We start from the raw sequence: 15,763 nt of genomic DNA, 5'->3' as shown, positions 1-15,763 counted from the left end.
AGGACCGTTCAGTTAGTTGACGCCACGGTAACCTTCCCCCCGTCGAGAGGAGAACGGGACTGTGGAAGATCTCACGGCGTCCCAGAAGGTGAACGAGCCCCGGCATGTCGTGATCACGGGTGCCACCTCGGGCATCGGTCAGGCCGGTGCCGTCGCGCTGGCCCGCGGGGGCTGGCGGGTGACCGTGGTCGGCCGCGACCAGGCGCGCGTCGACGCGACGCTGGGCCTGGTCCGAGCTGCGGCGACCGGCCCGGCGCCGCGCGGGGAACTGGCCGACTTCGCGCGGCTGGCCGACGTACGGGAGCTGGCCGAGCGCCTGTCGGGCGAGCGCGTCGACGTGCTGGCCAACAATGCGGGCGTGGTGGCCCGTGCCCGCGCGACCACCGTGGACGGTCACGAGCTGACCATCCAGACCAACCACCTGGCGCCGTTCCTGCTGACCAATCTGCTGCGCGAGCGGCTGGCACCCGGCGCCCGGATCGTGAACACGGCGTCGATGGCGCACAACGCGGGCAGCCTCGACCCGGACAACCTGGACCGGACCGGCGGCGTGTACAGCGCCTGGCTGGCGTACGGCGGTTCGAAGCGGGCGAACATCCTGTTCGCGGCCGAGGCGGCGCGGCGCTGGCCGGACCTGCTCAGCTACTCGTTCCACCCGGGGGTGGTGCGCACGCGCTTCGGCACCCCGCTGGCCAAGCTGTTCTACCGGCTGGCCCCCGGGCTGGCCACCCCGGAGCAGGGCGCCGACCAGCTCGTCTGGCTGTCCACGGCGGACCCTGCGGAGCTGGCCAACGGCGGCTACTACGTCTCGCGCAAGCTCACCGAGCCGAACCCGGCGATCCGGGACCCGAAGCTCGCCGCGCGGCTGTGGGAGGCCAGCGCCAAGGCGGTCGGGCTCTGACGCCTCGCCCTGACCGGGAAGGGCCCCTCGCGCCGCGGCCATCCGCGCCGAGGGGCCCTTCCGCGCTGCTGGTCACCTGCCGGCGGCCGCCAGCAGGGGCAATCCGATGCCGCAGAGGCAGCCGAGCGTCCAGAGGCCGGTGATGATCCAGCCGACGATGATGCCGGCCTTGGCCATGCCCTCACCCTCCTCGCCGGTCTGGCGCACCTGCTTGATGGCCATGTGGCCCAGGATCGCGCCGATCGGGGCGGTGATGGGGATGAGCAGGCCCGCGATCGCCAGGATCATGGCGACGAGGGCCATCGTGTTCTGCGGGCGCGCGACCGGGTAGCCCGGCTGCGCGCCGACGGGCTGCTGGTAGGGCTGCTGCCCGTACGGCTGCCCGTACGGCTGGCCGGAGACCGGCGGCTGCTGGTACGGGCTGCCCGAGGACGGCGCCGCGTACGGGCTGCCCGACGACGGGGCGGGCGGGGCGCTGTACGGGTCAGGCGCGGCCGGGGGCTGCGGCGCGTACGGGTTGACCGGAGGGGGGTTGCCGTACGGGTCCTGACCTGAGGGCGGGGGGTAGGTCATCGGAGCTGACTCCTCTTCGGGGGGTGGGCGGGAAGTTACTACCCGGTGAACCTTTTCACAGTGACGTCCCTGTCAAGCAGCTTGGATGGACGGGGGAGGCGGCTCATACTCACCTCACCTGAAGGTACGTTCAGTTCCTGCTCTGGAGGCTGACTATGGCCCGTCTCGCCCGTACTCCCGGATTGACCGACGTGCAGACCGCGATCCTCGAGACGGTACGCGAGTTCGCCGACAAGGAGATCATCCCCCGGGCGCAGCGCCTCGAACACGAGGACCGCTACCCCGAGGAGATCCTGGCCGGGATGCGGGAGATGGGCCTGTTCGGACTGACCATCTCGGAGGAGTACGGCGGCCTCGGCGAGTCGCTGCTGACCTACGCCCTGGTCGTCGAGGAGCTGTCGCGCGGCTGGATGTCGGTCTCCGGCATCGTCAACACCCACTTCATCGTGGCGTACCTGATCAGCCAGCACGGCTCGGCGGAGCAGAAGCAGCGGCTGCTGCCGAGGATGGCCACCGGCGAGGTGCGCGGCGCGTTCAGCATGTCCGAACCGAACTGCGGCTCCGACGTCTCGGCGATCACCTCGAAGGCGCTGCGCGACGGCGACTCGTACGTGCTCAACGGGCAGAAGATGTGGCTGACCAACGGGGCGTACTCCTCGGTGGTGGCCACGCTGGTCAAGACCGACCAGGGCGCGGACACCGTCTACGGCAACATGACGACGTTCCTGCTGGAGAAGGAGCCCGGGTTCGGGCAGACCGCGCCCGGCCTCACCATCCCCGGCAAGATCGAGAAGATGGGGTACAAGGGCGTCGAGACCACCGAGATGATCCTCGATGGGCACCGCGTGCCCGAATCGGCGGTGCTCGGCGGCGCCGACCAGGCCGGTCGCGGCTTCTACCAGATGATGGACGGCATCGAGGTCGGCCGGGTCAACGTGGCGGCGCGCGCCTGCGGCATCTCCATCCGCGCGTTCGAGCTGGCCATGGCGTACGCCCAGCAGCGCCGCACCTTCGGCAAGGCCATCGCCGAGCACCAGGCCATCGCGTTCAAGCTCGCCGAGATGGGCACCAAGATCGAGGCCGCGCACGCGCTCATGGTCAACGCCGCCCGGCTGAAGGACTCCGGCCAGCGCAACGACGTCGAGGCGGGCATGGCCAAGCTGCTGGCCAGCGAGTACTGCCACGAGATCGTCACCGACTCGTTCCGCATCCACGGCGGCTACGGCTACTCCAAGGAGTACGAGATCGAGCGGCTGATGCGCGAGGCGCCGTTCCTGCTCATCGGCGAGGGCACCAGCGAGATCCAGAAGACGATCATCTCGCGCGGCCTGCTCAAGGAGTACCGGGCCCGCTGACCAGCTCCGCCGGCGCGGTGGGCAGGTGCGCCAGCTCGCCGCGCCGCTGCGGGTGCTCCAGGTAGAACCGGATCACGTTGACCATGTCCCGGTCCCACATGCCGTAGTCGGTGCCGCGCAGGAACAGCACCCGGCCGACGGTCGCCAGCCGCCACCCGCTGCGCGGGTCCTGGGTCACCCCGATCACCTCCGACCAGGGGAAGTGATGGCGGTGCACGCGTACCCCGTCGGCGTTGAGCACGATCTGGTTGCGCCGCTGCCGCACCGGCACGACCAGCGCCGCGATGATCCCGAGCGCCAGCAGCGAGTCCAGCACCGCGACCACCCACTCCAGCGCGCTCTCGGTCTTGGCGTACCGGGCGATGATCGGCAGCTGCATCCCGTAGACGGCCAGCGCGATCCAGAGGTCGGCCGCCAGCGACACGGCCAGGCCCGGCTCGCCGTCGGCCGCGCCCTGGCGCCAGGCGCCGGAGCGGCGCCGCCGCAGCAGCACGGCCCGGCCGATCGCGACCAGCGCCAGCAGCACCAGGGGCCAGATCGTCCAGGGCTCCTCGGGGGAGAACGGCGCGATCGGCCACGTGAGGCCCCACCACCACGCCGCCCCGACCAGGACCAGCCCGCCCAGCGCGAGCGCCCACCGGCGCCGGTCCGCGCCCCGAATCCCCACCACGGCTGAAAGGGTACGAGATCGGCTCACGTGGCCCCACGGTGCGGCTGGTCACCGCGTCCAGGTCGGTTACTCTGGCTGCCGTGCGACGACTGCTCACCCCCGGCTGGCTGGCCGGGCATGCCCTGGTGCTGGCATCCGTCGCCGCTTTCCTGGCTCTCGGTTGGTGGCAGGCGGGTCGCGCGGCCGAGGGAAACACACTGAGCTGGGCGTACACCTTCGAGTGGCCGCTGTTCGCGGTGTTCGTGATCGTGATGTGGGTGCGGGAGATGCGGCTGACCCTGCGTGGCGCCCGTGCCGACGAGCCCGCCCCGGCCGTTGAGCCTCGGGAACGGCCGGTGATCACCCGTCGGGTGAGTCCGGCCACAGCGGCGACCGACGATGCGGATGATCCGCAGCTGGCCGCGTACAACGAGTATCTGGCGTGGCTGAACGAGCACCCCGAGGCACGACCCGGCGACTATCCCGCTAAGGAGCTCCGATGAACGGCGCACTGACCCGCTACCGCGTGATCGCCTGGATCGTCGGCGTGATGCTGCTGCTGCTCACGCTGGTCGCGATGCCCATGAAGTACTTCGCCGACGACAACACCGGTGTCACCGTCATCGCCCCCATCCACGGCTGGCTGTACGTCGTCTACCTGGGGTTCGCCGCCGACCTGGCCCGCCGCGCCCAGTGGGGCGTGAAGCGGATGCTGGTCGTGGCGCTGGCCGGGACCATCCCGTTCTTCTCGTTCGTGGCCGAGCGCCTGGTCGTCGGCTGGGTCAAGGGCACCGACGCGCAGCCGGAGCTCAACAAAGCGTGAGCTGGACGTCCGGAGCGGGCTCGGCCCGCTCCGGCTCCGCCGGCAGTGATCCGTTGATGGACAGCTCCCGGGCCACCTCCTCCCGCGCGGCCAGCCCGTGCCGCCGGGTCGCCCGGCGCACCCGCGCCGACACCAGCCGCTGGTAGTCGTCGGCGGCGTAGGCCCGCTGCCCGGGGTAGAGCCGCTCATACAGCCCGACCAGCTCCGGGTGGTGCTCGGCCAGCCAGGCCAGATACCACTCCCGTGCGCCGGGGCGCAGGTGCAGCACCAGCGGCGTGATGCTCGCCGCGCCCGCCTCGACCAGCGCCGCCACGCACGCGTCCAGCTGCTCGTCGGAGTCGGTCAACCCGGGCAGGATCGGCGCCATCAGCACCCCGACCCGCAGCCCCGCCTCGGTCATCCGGCGCACCGCGTCCAGCCGCCGCGACGGGCTGGGCGTGCCCGACTCGACCTCGCGCCACAGCCGCTCGTCGAGGAACCCGATCGACATCGCCACCGACACCCGGGTGCGCTCGGCCGCCTGCCGCAGCAGCGGCAGGTCGCGCAGGATCAGCGTGCCCTTGGTCAGGATCGAGAACGGGTTCGCGGCGTCGCGCAGCGCGGCGATGATGCCGGGCATCAGCTCGTATCGCCCCTCGGCCCGCTGGTAGCAGTCCACGTTGGTGCCCATCGCGATCGGCTGTCCGCGCCACGTGCGCGCGCTCAGCTCCCGGCGCAGCACCTCGGGCGCGTTCACCTTCACCACGATCTTGGAGTCGAAGTCGTGCCCCGCGTCGAGGTCGAGGTAGGTGTGCGTATTGCGGGCGAAGCAGTTGTGGCTCACCACCCCGTTGGCGATGAAGTCGCCGGTGCCGGTGCTGATGTCCCACAGCGGCAGCTCCAGGCCCAGCGGCTCGATCGAGGTGACGTGCAGCGGCGCGCTGCCCTTGATCGCGATGCCGTCGACGGTGCGCTTGCGGGTCACTGCGGGGTCGACCAGGTGGAAGAAGCGCAGCTTCTCGGTCAGGCCGCCGAGCAGCCGCAGGCTGAGCAGCCCGATCGGGCCGCGCCGGTCCTCCACCGCGAACTCGAAGCCGAACCGGCGCAGCGCGGCCCGGACCGGCTCGACCAGCTCGGGACTGCCGTGCACGATCCGGAACAGGCCCTGGGTATGGCTGCCCTCGGCGTCGTAGACCGCGGCGAGGAAGCCCTTGGCCCAGTCGGCGGCCGCGCCGTCAGCGCCGTCGCCGAGGTCGCCGGCGTCCTCGGCCGGGTCGCCGGGCAGCCGGATCAGTGACGTGATCAGCTCCAGGTCGCGCCGGGCGTGCGTGCTCAGCCCGGTGCGCGGGCCCGAGCGGCAGAACTCCGCCGTGTGCGCGCCCAGCTCGCGCAGGTAGCCGATGGTCCGGCTGAGCGCCTGCGGCTCCTCGCCGCCCAGCCGGAAGCGCGGGACGGTGCCGTAGGGGTCGCGGTAGGCGCCGGTGTCCGGCTCCGGGCGCAGCATGCCCGCCAGGTAGCCCCGGCGGTAGTCCGGCGACTCCTTCGGCGGCTCGGCGAACGCGCCGGTGCCCATCAGCTTGTTGCCGGTGGTCAGGTGCGGGCGCTGGCCCGGCCCGGTGCGGGCGCCGGTGACGTGCTTCCAGCCCCGGTCGGTGAGGAAGCGGTGGTCGCCGCTGGCGACCAGCTCGGTGCCGTCGGCCAGGGTCACCCGGTAGGCCGGCTTGACGGTCGACCACACGTCACGCACGTGGGTGACGGTGTAGCGCCGGTAGGCGCCCTCGCGGACCGTGCCGATGATCGCGTCCCCGGCGCGCAGCTGCGCGATCGGGCGGGTGCGCCCGTCGGCCAGCAGCACCGGGGTCTCGGCCGCCAGGCAGTAGGTGCAGGCGTGGGTGCAGCCCCGGTAGGGGTTGATCGTGTATTCGAACGGCACGCCGCGCCGGTCCCGGTCGCCCGTCACCCGGTTGATCAGGGACTTGGCTCTGACCTCGTAGAACGTCATTCCGGCGAAGCCGGGCGTGTCGAAGGTGCGGACGACCGCGCCGGGCAGCTCCAGCTGCGCCGGCGCGGTTCCGTCGGTCGGGGTGCTCGCGGTCAGGTTGCTCCAGCGCACCCCGCTATTCAAACATATGTTCGAAGATTAGGGGGCCTTGTGCGCGTGCTCCTCGTGCTCGGACTTGGCCGCCTTCAGCCGCTCCGGGTCGATCTCGCGGACCTTCTTGATGAGCTCGGTGAAGGCGGCGTCGGGCATGGCACCCGGCTCGGAGTAGACCACCACGTCGTCCCGGATCGCCATGATCGTCGGGATCGACTGGATCTGGAACATCGCGGCCAGCTCCTGCTGCGCCTCCGTGTCGACCTTGCCGAAGGTGATGTCCGGGTTGGCCTCGGCGGCGCGCTCGTACGTCGGCGCGAAGCGCTTGCACGGCCCGCACCAGTCTGCCCAGAAGTCGATGAAGGTGATGCCTTCCCCGCTGGTCTTCTCCACGAAGTTGTCGGCCGTGAACTCCACGGTGCCCATGGTCGTGCTCCCATCCTTCAAACGATCAGCGTCCATGTAAACCGCTGTCGGCGGCACATCATTCCCGCGGCCACCACCGTATCCGGCGTGACACGGCGCACAGGCCATCCAGGATCGCACGGGGCGGCGTGGCGGGGCATGATGAGGGTGTGAGTCCGACCTTCATCTTCGACGGTGACTGCGCCTTCTGCACCACGTGCGCCAACTTCGTGAACCGGTGGATCCCGACCGGGGCGAAGGTGTCCGCCTGGCAGCGTGCCGACCTCGCCGCACTGGGCCTGACCCGGGCGCAGTGCCTGGAGGCCGTGCAGTGGGTCGAGGAGGGACGCCCGACGCTGGCCGGTCCCGAGGCGATCGGCGCCCTGCTGCGCTCCAGTAACGCGGCGTGGAAGCCGGTGGGCTATGCGCTCAAGCCGCGCGCCGTGACGGCCGCGCTGTGGCCGCTATACCGCTGGGTCGCCCGCCACCGCCACCAGATGCCCGGCGGCACGGCGGCCTGCGCCATCCCGCTGCCGTCGGCACCCTCCAAAGCCTGACCGCCGACCCCCGCCCCCGTCGGGCGGGCGGGTCGCGCCGCTCCACCTTTTAATAGACAGTGGCCTATCTGGAAGACGAATCTTGGAAAATCGTCCTCTGGATAGGCCACTGTCTATGCTGGGCGCCGGCGGTCCGGCGGGCGGGCCGGTCACGGCTGCTTGGGGACCATCACCTTGCGTTTGAAGACGCAGACCAGGGTGCCGTCCTGGTTGTAGCCGCGGGTCTCGACCGACACGACGCCGCGGTCGGGCTTCGAGGAGGATTCGCGCTTGTCGAGGACGGTCGTCTCACCGTAGATCGTGTCGCCGTGGAAGGTGGGCGCGACGTGGCGCAGCGACTCGACCTCCAGGTTTGCGATGGCCTTGCCGCTGACGTCGGGCACGGACATGCCCAGCAGCAGCGAGTAGATGTAGTTGCCGACCACCACGTTGCGCTTGAAGTCCGTCTGCGTCGCGGCGTAGTGCGCGTCCAGGTGCAGCGGGTGGTGGTTCATCGTGAGCAGGCAGAACAGGTGGTCGTCGTACTCGGTGACGGTTTTTCCGGGCCAGTGCTTGTAGACCGCCCCGACCTCGAATTCCTCGTAGTAGCGCCCGAACTGCATCGTCCGTCACTCCCGTCTCGGCGTCGTCGCCCCGGAACGCAGTGAACGGCGGGGCCCTCCCCGGCACCCGCCGCCCACGCTTGTGTTGAAGGATTCTGCCGCAGGTCAAAAGGTGTGTACATAGGGCGCTCCGAGACTTATCTCATAGTTACCATTCGGTAACTTAGGGGCCCGGGGCTGCTATGGGGCACGCCTTGCAAGTAGCCTCTGGCGACGATGGAGACGATGACCAACGCGCAGCGCGCGACCCGGGTGCTGGCCACCCTGCTCGCCGCGTTCGCGCTGCTCGGGGGCACGCTCTGGGGCTCCGACGACCACTTCCCCTTCGGCCCGTTCCGCATGTACGCGGGCGTGAACCCGCCGAACGAGCCCGCCCCCGACCCGCGCCTGGAGGGCACCGACGCGCACGGCGCGACGGTGGTCCTCGGCGAGCGGGAGACCGGGATGCGCCGGGCCGAGATCGAGGGGCAGCAGGACCTGTTCGTCGCCGACCCGGCCCGCCTGCGCGAGGTCGTCGAGGCGTACCGCCGCCGCAACCCGGACGCGGCCGCACTGGTGGAGGTGCGCTACGTGATGCGCTGGCACGAGATCCGCACCAGCCGCCCCACGGGCCAGTGGCGCGACGAGGTGCTGGCCCGGTGGCAGGTGGTGCAGCCGTGATGAAGTGGCTGTTCGCGCCGGTTCCGCGCGGGCGGGTGGCGCTGCTGCGCACCGCCGTCTACCTGTTCACCGCGCTGGACCTGGTCGTGTTCACCCCGTGGGTGCGCGCGCACGGCTCGGTCGACGGCGAGCTGTACCAGCCGCTGTGGATCGCCCGGGTGCTGCACCTGCCGGTGCCGGACTCGCTGCTGGTCCAGTCGATCTTCTGGGTGCTGCTCGCCGCCGCGCTGGCCGCGGCGACCGGGCGCGCGCCGCGCCTGCTCGGCTGGACCGTCTTCCTGCTCTACTTCGAGTGGATGATCATCGCGATGAGCTACGGGAAGGTGGACCACGACCGGTTCGCCTTCCTGGTCGCGCTGGCCGTCCTGCCGACCTGCGGCGCGGCCCGCTGGCGCGACCGCGAGCCGAGCGAGCGGGCCGGCTGGGCGCTGCGGATGGTCCAGCTCGCGGTGGTGGCGACGTACTTCCTGGCCGCGTGGGCGAAGCTGCGCTACGGCGGCCCGGAGTGGATGACCGGGTCGGTGCTGGCCCGCGCCATCCTGCGCCGGGGCACCGAGCTGGCGCATCTGATCGCGCCGGTGCCGTACCTGCTGATCCTCGCGCAGATCGGGATCATGGCGTTCGAGCTGACCAGCCCGCTGGTGTTCGTACTGCCGGAGAAGTGGCGTACGCGCGTGGTGGCCTTCTTCTACTCCTTCCACCTGGTCACCTTCTCGATGATCACGATCTCGTTCCTGCCGCACCTGGTGGCGCTGCTGGCGTTCCTGCCGCTGGAGCGGGCCGCGGACCGGGTGTCGGAGCGGGTGCGCAGGGTGCGGCAACGGCGGGCCGTACCGGCCGGGTGATTGGCTCGCTTCGGGTCGCGCCCGCTCAGCCTCGGCATATGCTGACGGCAGGAGGTCCGCCATGCCGAGCCAATTCGCCGCAGATCACCTCGTCGCCCGCCAGATGTACCGGCGGGAGATCGCCCCGCTGACCTTCGAGTCGCACGAGTGGGAGCTGCTGACCCGGCTCCCCGCTCGCATCATGATCGCCGCGACCTCCGCCGAGCCGGACAGCGACCGCCGTACCGTCGACGAGGGCATCGCGGGTATCAACGCCATCGCCGCCGGAGCCGACTCCGATTCCGACCTGGTGAAGGCCATCGTGGGCGCCATCTACGCCGAGGCCGACCCCAATCCGCCGACCGCCGAGCAGTTCCGCGACCCGTCGCACGCCATCGCCGAGGTGCTGGTGAGCTGCCGGGCCGCCGCACTGGTGCTCGACGCCCGGGCCACGCCGGCCGACGCGGTCGCGTACCGCGCCTGGCTCGAGGCCATCGCCGACCGCGTCTGCGGCGCGGCCCGCACCGGCGGCCTGCTGGGCTTCGGCGGGGTCGTGCGAAGCCCCGCCGAGCAGATCTTCCTCGACGAGCTCCAGCAGGCGCTCCGCAACATCTGACCGCCACCGCCGGAGCAGTCGGTTAAGAAGGGGCCCTTCTACCTCGCAATGCGATAAGAAGGGGCCCTTCCTTTCCGCCGGGGGCGGGGTGGCTGGGGACCGAGATAAGCTGCTGGGCTTGTGAGCACCGACGACGAGCTGGAGGTCGGGGTCGGCCCCTGGCCCGGCCCGTGGCCGACCGACGCCCATTACGACCCGCGGCTGCTGGCCGAGGGCGACCGCCGCAACGTGGTCGACAAGTACCGCTACTGGCGGCTGGAGGCGGTCGTCGCCGACCTCGACGCCCGGCGGCACGACTTCCACGTGGCCATCGAGAACTGGCAGCACGACTTCAACATCGGCACGGTGGTGCGGACCGCCAACGCGTTCCTGGCCGCCCAGGTGCACATCGTCGGCCGCCGCCGCTGGAACCGGCGCGGTGCCATGGTCACCGACCGCTACCAGCATGTACGGCATCACGAGACGGTGGCGGAGTTCGTCGCCTTCGCCCGCGGCGCCGGGCTGGAGGTGATCGGCATCGACAACCTGCCGGGCAGCCTGCCGCTGGAGTCGGCGACCCTGCCGCGCCACTGCGCGCTGCTCTTCGGCCAGGAGGGGCCGGGGCTGTCCGAGGCCGCCCGCGCCGCCTGCGACCGCATGTTCAGCATCGCGCAGTACGGCTCCACCCGCTCCATCAACGCCGGAGTCGCCTCGGCGGTGGCCATGCACGCCTGGATCCGCGCGTACGCCGCCCCGCCTGCCTGAGCCCGGCACCGGTGGTCCGCCGAAACCGGCTTTCCGTCCCCTGACGGAGATCCCGGGGAGGAAGTCGAGCGCGGCCGGGGCGAAACGGCAGTCGATCTTGGGTAGTTGCTTGACGTGCGCTGATCCTCGGGCGGACAGTGGGCTCATGGGTCTCGCGGTGTCCTGTCCGCGGTGTGGCGGCGCGTTGCGGCCGCCGGGTCTGGCTCACTCCGGGTGGCTGTGCGACCGGGATGGGCAGGTGCCGCCGCTGCATACCGCGGCGCGCGTCAACCACGAGGTGTTCGCCGCCGCGACCGGGCGCGCGGTCGACTCCGGGATGCCGCTGTGGTGCCTGTGGCCACTGCCGACCGGCTGGACCGTGACCGGTGTGGGCTGGGTGGGCGACGACCGCGAGGGCGTGGTCGCCACGGTGCTGGCGTGCAGCGGGCCGACCCCGTTCAGCGACGGCCCGGCCGACGTGGTGCTGGTGGCGGAGGACCCCGGCGTGGGCCTGGGCGCCCGGTACGCCGGCATCCCCGGCCCCGATCCCGGCCCGAGCCTGGCCCACTGCCTCGCCGCCGAGCACGGCTCGAACGCGAAGCTCAAGGTCGCCGGGCACCCCACTCCACTGTGGGCGGTAACCGCCCCGGACGACCGCAGCGTGTACGTGGGCGAGGCCCGCGGCCGCTGGCTGTACGCCGTCACCTGGCCCGCACAGGCCGGCTACCTGCTCTCCGAGGACGTCGTCCTGCACGATCTGGCCGACTGGCTCCCGGCGGAGCTCGTCTACGGCGCGCTCTCCCCGCGCCTGGTCGGCGCTCACTGAGTCAGCTTTCTAACTTTCCTGTTCGGACGCTGCTACATGGCCGCCCAGGATGTGCCTTAATGATTCTCGGCAGGCATCGTTACTGATACGCTGAGTCTCGCCGCGGCCACGGAAACGTCGTGTGGACACGGACAGTGGACGAGGCGGAGGGGGAGAGAGCGACATGCTCAAGAAGATCCTTACCTGGGGCGGCATCGCCTTCCTGATCTTCTTCGTGGCGTTCCGGCCTGATTCTGCGGCTAACGTCGTGAAGACACTGGGCGGCACCGTCATGGACATCGCCCAGGGCTTCGGCGACTTCTTCGGCAGCCTGGTCGCCTGACCCGATGATCGGCGGGCTGGGGCCGGACGAGCCGAGCGACGAGCCGGGGGCGGGCCACGACGGTCCGGATTGGCCTGGACGGCGCGAGCGTGACACGGAGTCGATTCCGCGTACCCGCGCCGAGGCTCACGCCGAGGAATATCCACATTTCGTCGGCAAGGCCGCGGTGGGGGCGGGCGCCCACGGCGGGGCCGGTGCCCCGCCGGGCGACGTGCCGTCGCCACCCGCCGAGCAGATTCCTCACTTCACCGAGGAGGAGCTGGCCGGGCTGCGGTTCGACGCCTCCGGCGTGCCGATCGGACCGCGTCGGGTCCTCCCGCTCGAAGACGAGCCGAGCACCGTCGTCGCCCGGTATCTGTTCCCGACGGAGCGCTACCGCGGCGAGTGGAAGCGGCACTGGGTGCACCTCACCAACCCGATCATGATCGGCGTGCTGGCCACGTTCGCGCTCGGCTACCTGTCCGGCTTCCTGGCCAAGCAGACCGGCGCCGGGGTGTGGGTGATGGCGGTCGTGGTGTGGGCGCTGGTGATGGGCTGGGTCGGCTTCACGGTGCTGGACTGGTACTTCGACCGGTTCATCCTCACCAACAAGCGGCTGATGCTGGTGCAGGGGCTGATCACGCGCAAGGTCGCGATGATGCCGCTGGTCAAGGTCACCGACATGAAGTACGAGCAGACCCCGCTGGGTCGCATGCTCAACTACGGCACCTTCGTGCTCGAGTCGGCCGGTCAGGACCAGGCGCTGAGCAAGGTCGACCACATGCCGAACCCGAACGAGCTCTACCTGCGCATCGTCGAGGAGATGTACGAGCCGGCGGCGGTCGAGGCGCGCCTTGGGCGCGAGACCGAAGAGGAATAGACGCGCGACAAGCTTCCTAGGTTCCGCCTGTTTGGCGACTGGGAAAATGTCCTGCCAGATCTAGATCCGGTAGCGCTCATATGCAAGTGTGTGCGGTGAGGTACGCGCATACGTGGTATCCATCGCCGCGGGTTTCGGCAGCGGACCTCTCCACGGGGTGAGGGCGCGCTGGACGCGCCCGGTCGGGCGTGCTGTGGTGCACGTCCGCGATGGGAGGTGCGTCGGTGGGTCACCACTCCGCGATGGAGGAGGAGTTCCGCGACTTCGTCACCGCACGGTCGGCCGCGCTGCTGCGCACCGCCTACCTGCTGGCCGGCGACTGGTCCACGGCGGAGGACCTGCTGCAGACCGCGCTGACCAAGACCTACCTCGCCTGGAAGCGGCTGGGGCAGATCGAGGCGGTGGAGCCGTACGCCCGGCGCGTGCTGGTCAACACCGCGACGAGCTGGTGGCGACGGCGCTGGCACGGCGAGCGCCCCACCGAGTTCCTGCCCGAGCGGGCCGCCCCGGACAACCTCGAAGAGCAGCTCGACCGCGACGTGTTGTGGAAACATGTCAAAGCTCTGCCCACACGACAACGCGCCGTGCTCGTCCTGCGTTTCTACGAGGACATGTCCGAGGCGCAGACGGCCGCGATGCTGCAGATCTCGCCGGGAACCGTGAAGAGTCAGACATCACGGGCCCTGGGGACGCTGCGGCAGAAGCTGGCTGCGGAGGGTGTCACCGGCAGGCTGCCTGCGATCGCGGAGGCGGCGCCGCGGGTGGCGGCCCGTCCGGTGCCCGACATGGTCGTTCCGGAGCTGGTGCCGGGCCTGCTGGCAGGCGGCACCACCGACGCGGCGACCGTGCCGGTGCCGGCGCAGCCGGTTCCGGTCGTACCGGCGCCTCGGAGGGAAGCTGCAGGACCGGCACGGGTGCCGGTCGGCCGATCCGGGCGGTGAGCACCATGCTTGAGGACGAGCTGCGCGAGATGTTCGCGGCTCGCGTACAGACTCCGCCTGCCTCCGTCGACGTGGCGGGAGGCGCCATCCGGCGTGCCCGCCGCAGCGGCCGGCGGCGGCGCGGCGCGGCCGCCGGCGCGACGCTGGGCGCGTTCGTCGCGGTCGTCGGCGGCGCGCTCTACCTGCAGGGCATGGGGGGTACGGCGCAGCCCGCCGACCCCAACCGGCTCACCTTCCAGAACCTGTACGGCACCGGCCCCGCCGCCACCGCCGCCGAGACCCCCGCGGCCGGAGCGCAGAGCCCGCAGCTGCTGGACCTCCTCGTCGGCGAGCAGGTGTGGACCAAGGACGGCCGCAAGGTGACCCTGGAGGGCGACGGGCGGATCGGCCAGATCGCGCGGGTGCCCGACGGCTGGGTCTACTCCGAGGGAAGCACCGTGCGGGTGCAGACCGACAACGGCTACAACAGCGTCGCCCTGCCGGTCGCGGGCAGCTGGGCGGTCAGTTCGGACGGCTCCCGCCTCGCCGCCGTCACCCAGGACCGGCTCACCGTCACGAAGGTCGACGAGCCGGGCCAGGGCGTGCCGCTCGCCTCGACCGCCGTGCCGGACGGGCTGCGGCCGGTGTCGTTCGTCGGGGACGGGGTCGTGGTCGGCAAGGACGGCAGCTTCGACTACTGGAGCGCGGGCCCGGAGAAGTACTCCGAGACCTGGCAGAGCTCGCTCGTCGCGGTGTACGCCAGCGCCGCCGACGGCGCCGCGGTCGGCGTCGTGCGCGACCGCGAGACGTACTGCCTGACCGACGTCACCGCGACCAAGACCGGGCTCAAGGTCGGCCAGATCCTGGGCTGCGAGGACTGGCTCGCGACCGGGCTGGACCAGTCGGCCGCGATGTCGCCGGACGGGCAGTGGCTGGCGATCACCGCCGACGAGAAGGTCCGCATCATCGACCTGCAACGTACCCGGGCCGCCGCGGCGGTGCGGCTCGGCGAGCCGAACTCGCTGGTCGTCACGGCGGTCTGCGCGGCCAGGGAGAAGACGCCCGCGGTGTGGACCTCCGACAGCGTCCAGGCGGTCGCCGAGACGCCGCAGGGCGGTCTCATCGCCTGCCGCCACGACGGCTCGCAGCTGGGCGTGAAGATGCCCGAGGGCGTCACCCCGGACTGGAGCCTGGTGCCCGAGTACGGCCCCAGCGGCTCATGATCGATCTGCATCTGCACTCCACCGCCAGCGACGGCACCACCCCGCCGGATGAGCTGATGCGGCAGGCGGCGGCGGCGGGACTGACCGTCGCCGCGCTGACCGACCACGACACCACCGGCGGCTGGGCGGCCGCCGCGGCCGCGCTGCCGGCCGGGCTCACCCTTCTCCGGGGCGCGGAGCTGAGCTGCCGGTGGCACGGGCCGGACGAGTCGATCGCGCTGCACCTGCTGGCGTACCTGTTCGATCCCGGGCATCCGGAGCTCGCCGCGGCGCTGGCCCGGGTCCGCGAGTCGCGGCTGGGCCGGGCCGAGCGCATGGTCGAGCTGATGCGCGCCGACGGCATCGCGGTGGACTGGGCCGACGTGCTCACCCACGCCGCCGGGGGCACCGTCGGACGGCCGCACCTGGCCGCGGCGCTGATCCGAGCCGGGCTGGTCACCGACACCCAGGAGGCGTTCGGGCCGCAGTGGCTCGGCCGCCGCTACCGCCTGCCCAAGGCGGACCTCGACGTGTTCGAAGCACTCGCCCTGGTCCGGGCGGCCGGCGGCGTCACCGTCTTCGCCCACCCGCGCGCCTCCGTACGCGGTCGGGTCGTGCCCGGCAGCCTCTTCGCCGAACTCGCCGCCGCCGGGCTGAACGGGCTGGAGGCCGACCACCACGACCACAGCCCCGCCGAACGGGACGAGGTGCGCCGCCACGCCGCCGAGCTGGGCCTGTTCACCACGGGCAGCTCCGACTACCACGGCACGCACAAGAAGGTCCGCATCGGCGAGTACACCACCGCCCCTGAATCGCTCGAACGGCTCCTCGCCGCGGCGACCGGCGTCACCCCGATCACGGGAGTCGCCTGA

Annotated in this window: 20 protein-coding genes; 15 read left to right on the top strand and 5 right to left on the bottom strand. The window is 71.3% G+C overall.

All coding sequences use genetic code 11. The features are described from left to right. The first annotated feature begins 61 nt into the window (after positions 1-61). Positions 62-901 carry an SDR family NAD(P)-dependent oxidoreductase gene (locus QEZ54_RS03630; protein ID WP_281302970.1) on the top strand — a complete coding sequence of 280 codons (840 nt, stop codon included), beginning with the start codon at positions 62-64 and terminating at the stop codon, positions 899-901. Between the two features lie 72 nt (positions 902-973). On the opposite strand, the gene QEZ54_RS03625 is transcribed toward QEZ54_RS03630, so the two are convergent. Beyond that, positions 974-1,474, bottom strand: a complete 501-nt coding sequence (locus QEZ54_RS03625; protein ID WP_281302969.1) for a DUF4190 domain-containing protein — start codon at positions 1,472-1,474, stop codon at positions 974-976. A 155-nt stretch (positions 1,475-1,629) separates the two neighbouring features. Here QEZ54_RS03625 and QEZ54_RS03620 point away from each other — a divergent pair, with 155 nt between their 5' ends. Next, complete coding sequence (locus QEZ54_RS03620) at positions 1,630-2,829, top strand: acyl-CoA dehydrogenase family protein (RefSeq protein ID WP_281302968.1); 1,200 nt, start codon at positions 1,630-1,632, stop codon at positions 2,827-2,829. Here QEZ54_RS03620 and QEZ54_RS03615 read toward each other — a convergent pair. After that, positions 2,807-3,499 carry a hypothetical protein gene (locus QEZ54_RS03615; RefSeq protein WP_281302967.1) on the bottom strand — a complete coding sequence of 231 codons (693 nt, stop codon included), beginning with the start codon at positions 3,497-3,499 and terminating at the stop codon, positions 2,807-2,809. The two genes, QEZ54_RS03620 and QEZ54_RS03615, sit on opposite strands and share 23 nt — an antisense overlap. Positions 3,500-3,579: 80 nt before the next feature. Between QEZ54_RS03615 and QEZ54_RS03610 the strand changes: the two genes are divergently transcribed. Then, positions 3,580-3,981, top strand: a complete 402-nt coding sequence (locus tag QEZ54_RS03610; protein ID WP_281302966.1) for a hypothetical protein — start codon at positions 3,580-3,582, stop codon at positions 3,979-3,981. Further along, positions 3,978-4,301 carry a DUF3817 domain-containing protein gene (locus QEZ54_RS03605; protein ID WP_281302965.1) on the top strand — a complete coding sequence of 108 codons (324 nt, stop codon included), beginning with the start codon at positions 3,978-3,980 and terminating at the stop codon, positions 4,299-4,301. Before QEZ54_RS03610 ends, QEZ54_RS03605 begins: the two co-directional genes overlap by 4 nt. Here QEZ54_RS03605 and QEZ54_RS03600 read toward each other — a convergent pair. Both QEZ54_RS03600 and QEZ54_RS03595 read right to left on the bottom strand, forming a co-directional pair. Continuing rightward, complete coding sequence (locus tag QEZ54_RS03600; protein WP_281302964.1) at positions 4,288-6,393, bottom strand: intein-containing Rv2578c family radical SAM protein; 2,106 nt, start codon at positions 6,391-6,393, stop codon at positions 4,288-4,290. The genes QEZ54_RS03605 and QEZ54_RS03600 overlap by 14 nt on opposite strands. Positions 6,394-6,420: 27 nt before the next feature. Next, positions 6,421-6,801, bottom strand: coding sequence for a thioredoxin domain-containing protein (locus tag QEZ54_RS03595; protein WP_281302963.1), 381 nt, complete (start codon positions 6,799-6,801; stop codon positions 6,421-6,423). Positions 6,802-6,950: 149 nt separating this feature from the next. Here QEZ54_RS03595 and QEZ54_RS03590 point away from each other — a divergent pair, with 149 nt between their 5' ends. Next, positions 6,951-7,337 carry a DCC1-like thiol-disulfide oxidoreductase family protein gene (locus tag QEZ54_RS03590; RefSeq protein ID WP_281302962.1) on the top strand — a complete coding sequence of 129 codons (387 nt, stop codon included), beginning with the start codon at positions 6,951-6,953 and terminating at the stop codon, positions 7,335-7,337. Between the two features lie 149 nt (positions 7,338-7,486). Here the strand turns inward: QEZ54_RS03590 and QEZ54_RS03585 are convergent, their stop codons facing one another. Then, positions 7,487-7,939: a MaoC family dehydratase gene (locus QEZ54_RS03585; protein ID WP_217394588.1), complete on the bottom strand. Its 453-nt coding sequence runs from the start codon at positions 7,937-7,939 to the stop codon at positions 7,487-7,489. A gap of 225 nt (positions 7,940-8,164) precedes the next feature. Here QEZ54_RS03585 and QEZ54_RS03580 point away from each other — a divergent pair, with 225 nt between their 5' ends. The 10 genes from QEZ54_RS03580 to QEZ54_RS03535 all read left to right on the top strand — a co-directional run bounded on the left by QEZ54_RS03580 (position 8,165) and on the right by QEZ54_RS03535 (position 15,763). Next, positions 8,165-8,599, top strand: a complete 435-nt coding sequence (locus QEZ54_RS03580; protein WP_348650504.1) for a hypothetical protein — start codon at positions 8,165-8,167, stop codon at positions 8,597-8,599. Continuing rightward, positions 8,599-9,444 (top strand): HTTM domain-containing protein, encoded by an 846-nt coding sequence (locus QEZ54_RS03575; protein WP_281303051.1) that lies wholly within the window; start codon positions 8,599-8,601, stop codon positions 9,442-9,444. Before QEZ54_RS03580 ends, QEZ54_RS03575 begins: the two co-directional genes overlap by 1 nt. 61 nt (positions 9,445-9,505) lie before the next feature. Further along, positions 9,506-10,039 (top strand): hypothetical protein, encoded by a 534-nt coding sequence (locus tag QEZ54_RS03570; RefSeq protein ID WP_281302960.1) that lies wholly within the window; start codon positions 9,506-9,508, stop codon positions 10,037-10,039. A gap of 120 nt (positions 10,040-10,159) precedes the next feature. Beyond that, on the top strand, positions 10,160-10,783 hold the full coding sequence (locus tag QEZ54_RS03565) for an RNA methyltransferase (RefSeq protein ID WP_281302959.1): 624 nt from the start codon (positions 10,160-10,162) through the stop codon (positions 10,781-10,783). A gap of 145 nt (positions 10,784-10,928) precedes the next feature. Continuing rightward, positions 10,929-11,588 (top strand): DUF6758 family protein, encoded by a 660-nt coding sequence (locus QEZ54_RS03560; RefSeq protein WP_281302958.1) that lies wholly within the window; start codon positions 10,929-10,931, stop codon positions 11,586-11,588. 163 nt (positions 11,589-11,751) lie between these two features. After that, entirely contained in the window at positions 11,752-11,910 is a 159-nt protein-coding gene (locus QEZ54_RS03555) for a hypothetical protein (RefSeq protein ID WP_170213147.1), read from the top strand. Positions 11,911-11,914: 4 nt separating this feature from the next. Next, positions 11,915-12,769 carry a PH domain-containing protein gene (locus tag QEZ54_RS03550; RefSeq protein WP_281302957.1) on the top strand — a complete coding sequence of 285 codons (855 nt, stop codon included), beginning with the start codon at positions 11,915-11,917 and terminating at the stop codon, positions 12,767-12,769. Between the two features lie 242 nt (positions 12,770-13,011). After that, positions 13,012-13,710 carry a SigE family RNA polymerase sigma factor gene (locus tag QEZ54_RS03545; protein WP_281303050.1) on the top strand — a complete coding sequence of 233 codons (699 nt, stop codon included), beginning with the start codon at positions 13,012-13,014 and terminating at the stop codon, positions 13,708-13,710. Positions 13,711-13,715: 5 nt separating this feature from the next. Next, a complete protein-coding gene (locus QEZ54_RS03540; protein WP_281302956.1) occupies positions 13,716-14,912 on the top strand; it encodes a hypothetical protein in 1,197 nt (398 codons plus the stop codon). After that, complete coding sequence (locus QEZ54_RS03535; RefSeq protein WP_281302955.1) at positions 14,909-15,763, top strand: PHP domain-containing protein; 855 nt, start codon at positions 14,909-14,911, stop codon at positions 15,761-15,763. Before QEZ54_RS03540 ends, QEZ54_RS03535 begins: the two co-directional genes overlap by 4 nt.

The organism is Catellatospora sp. KI3 (genome assembly GCF_029948125.1).
In the GTDB taxonomy this organism is placed as follows: domain Bacteria; phylum Actinomycetota; class Actinomycetes; order Mycobacteriales; family Micromonosporaceae; genus Catellatospora.
The sequence above is the reverse complement of the archived record's forward strand: the minus strand, read 5'-3'. Positions and strand labels throughout refer to the sequence as shown.

Excerpts from the sequence above, each read along its gene's own strand:
- QEZ54_RS03625 (WP_281302969.1), bottom strand. The coding sequence starts at position 1,474 with ATGACCTACCCCCCGCCCTCAGGTCAGGACCCGTACGGCAACCCCCCT.
- QEZ54_RS03620 (WP_281302968.1), top strand. The coding sequence starts at position 1,630 with ATGGCCCGTCTCGCCCGTACTCCCGGATTGACCGACGTGCAGACCGCG.
- QEZ54_RS03605 (WP_281302965.1), top strand. The coding sequence starts at position 3,978 with ATGAACGGCGCACTGACCCGCTACCGCGTGATCGCCTGGATCGTCGGC.
- QEZ54_RS03595 (WP_281302963.1), bottom strand. The coding sequence starts at position 6,801 with ATGGGCACCGTGGAGTTCACGGCCGACAACTTCGTGGAGAAGACCAGC.
- QEZ54_RS03585 (WP_217394588.1), bottom strand. The coding sequence starts at position 7,939 with ATGCAGTTCGGGCGCTACTACGAGGAATTCGAGGTCGGGGCGGTCTAC.
- QEZ54_RS03580 (WP_348650504.1), top strand. The coding sequence starts at position 8,165 with ATGACCAACGCGCAGCGCGCGACCCGGGTGCTGGCCACCCTGCTCGCC.
- QEZ54_RS03575 (WP_281303051.1), top strand. The coding sequence starts at position 8,599 with ATGAAGTGGCTGTTCGCGCCGGTTCCGCGCGGGCGGGTGGCGCTGCTG.
- QEZ54_RS03570 (WP_281302960.1), top strand. The coding sequence starts at position 9,506 with ATGCCGAGCCAATTCGCCGCAGATCACCTCGTCGCCCGCCAGATGTAC.
- QEZ54_RS03560 (WP_281302958.1), top strand. The coding sequence starts at position 10,929 with ATGGGTCTCGCGGTGTCCTGTCCGCGGTGTGGCGGCGCGTTGCGGCCG.
- QEZ54_RS03555 (WP_170213147.1), top strand. The coding sequence starts at position 11,752 with ATGCTCAAGAAGATCCTTACCTGGGGCGGCATCGCCTTCCTGATCTTC.
- QEZ54_RS03550 (WP_281302957.1), top strand. The coding sequence starts at position 11,915 with ATGATCGGCGGGCTGGGGCCGGACGAGCCGAGCGACGAGCCGGGGGCG.
- QEZ54_RS03545 (WP_281303050.1), top strand. The coding sequence starts at position 13,012 with ATGGAGGAGGAGTTCCGCGACTTCGTCACCGCACGGTCGGCCGCGCTG.
- QEZ54_RS03540 (WP_281302956.1), top strand. The coding sequence starts at position 13,716 with ATGCTTGAGGACGAGCTGCGCGAGATGTTCGCGGCTCGCGTACAGACT.
- QEZ54_RS03535 (WP_281302955.1), top strand. The coding sequence starts at position 14,909 with ATGATCGATCTGCATCTGCACTCCACCGCCAGCGACGGCACCACCCCG.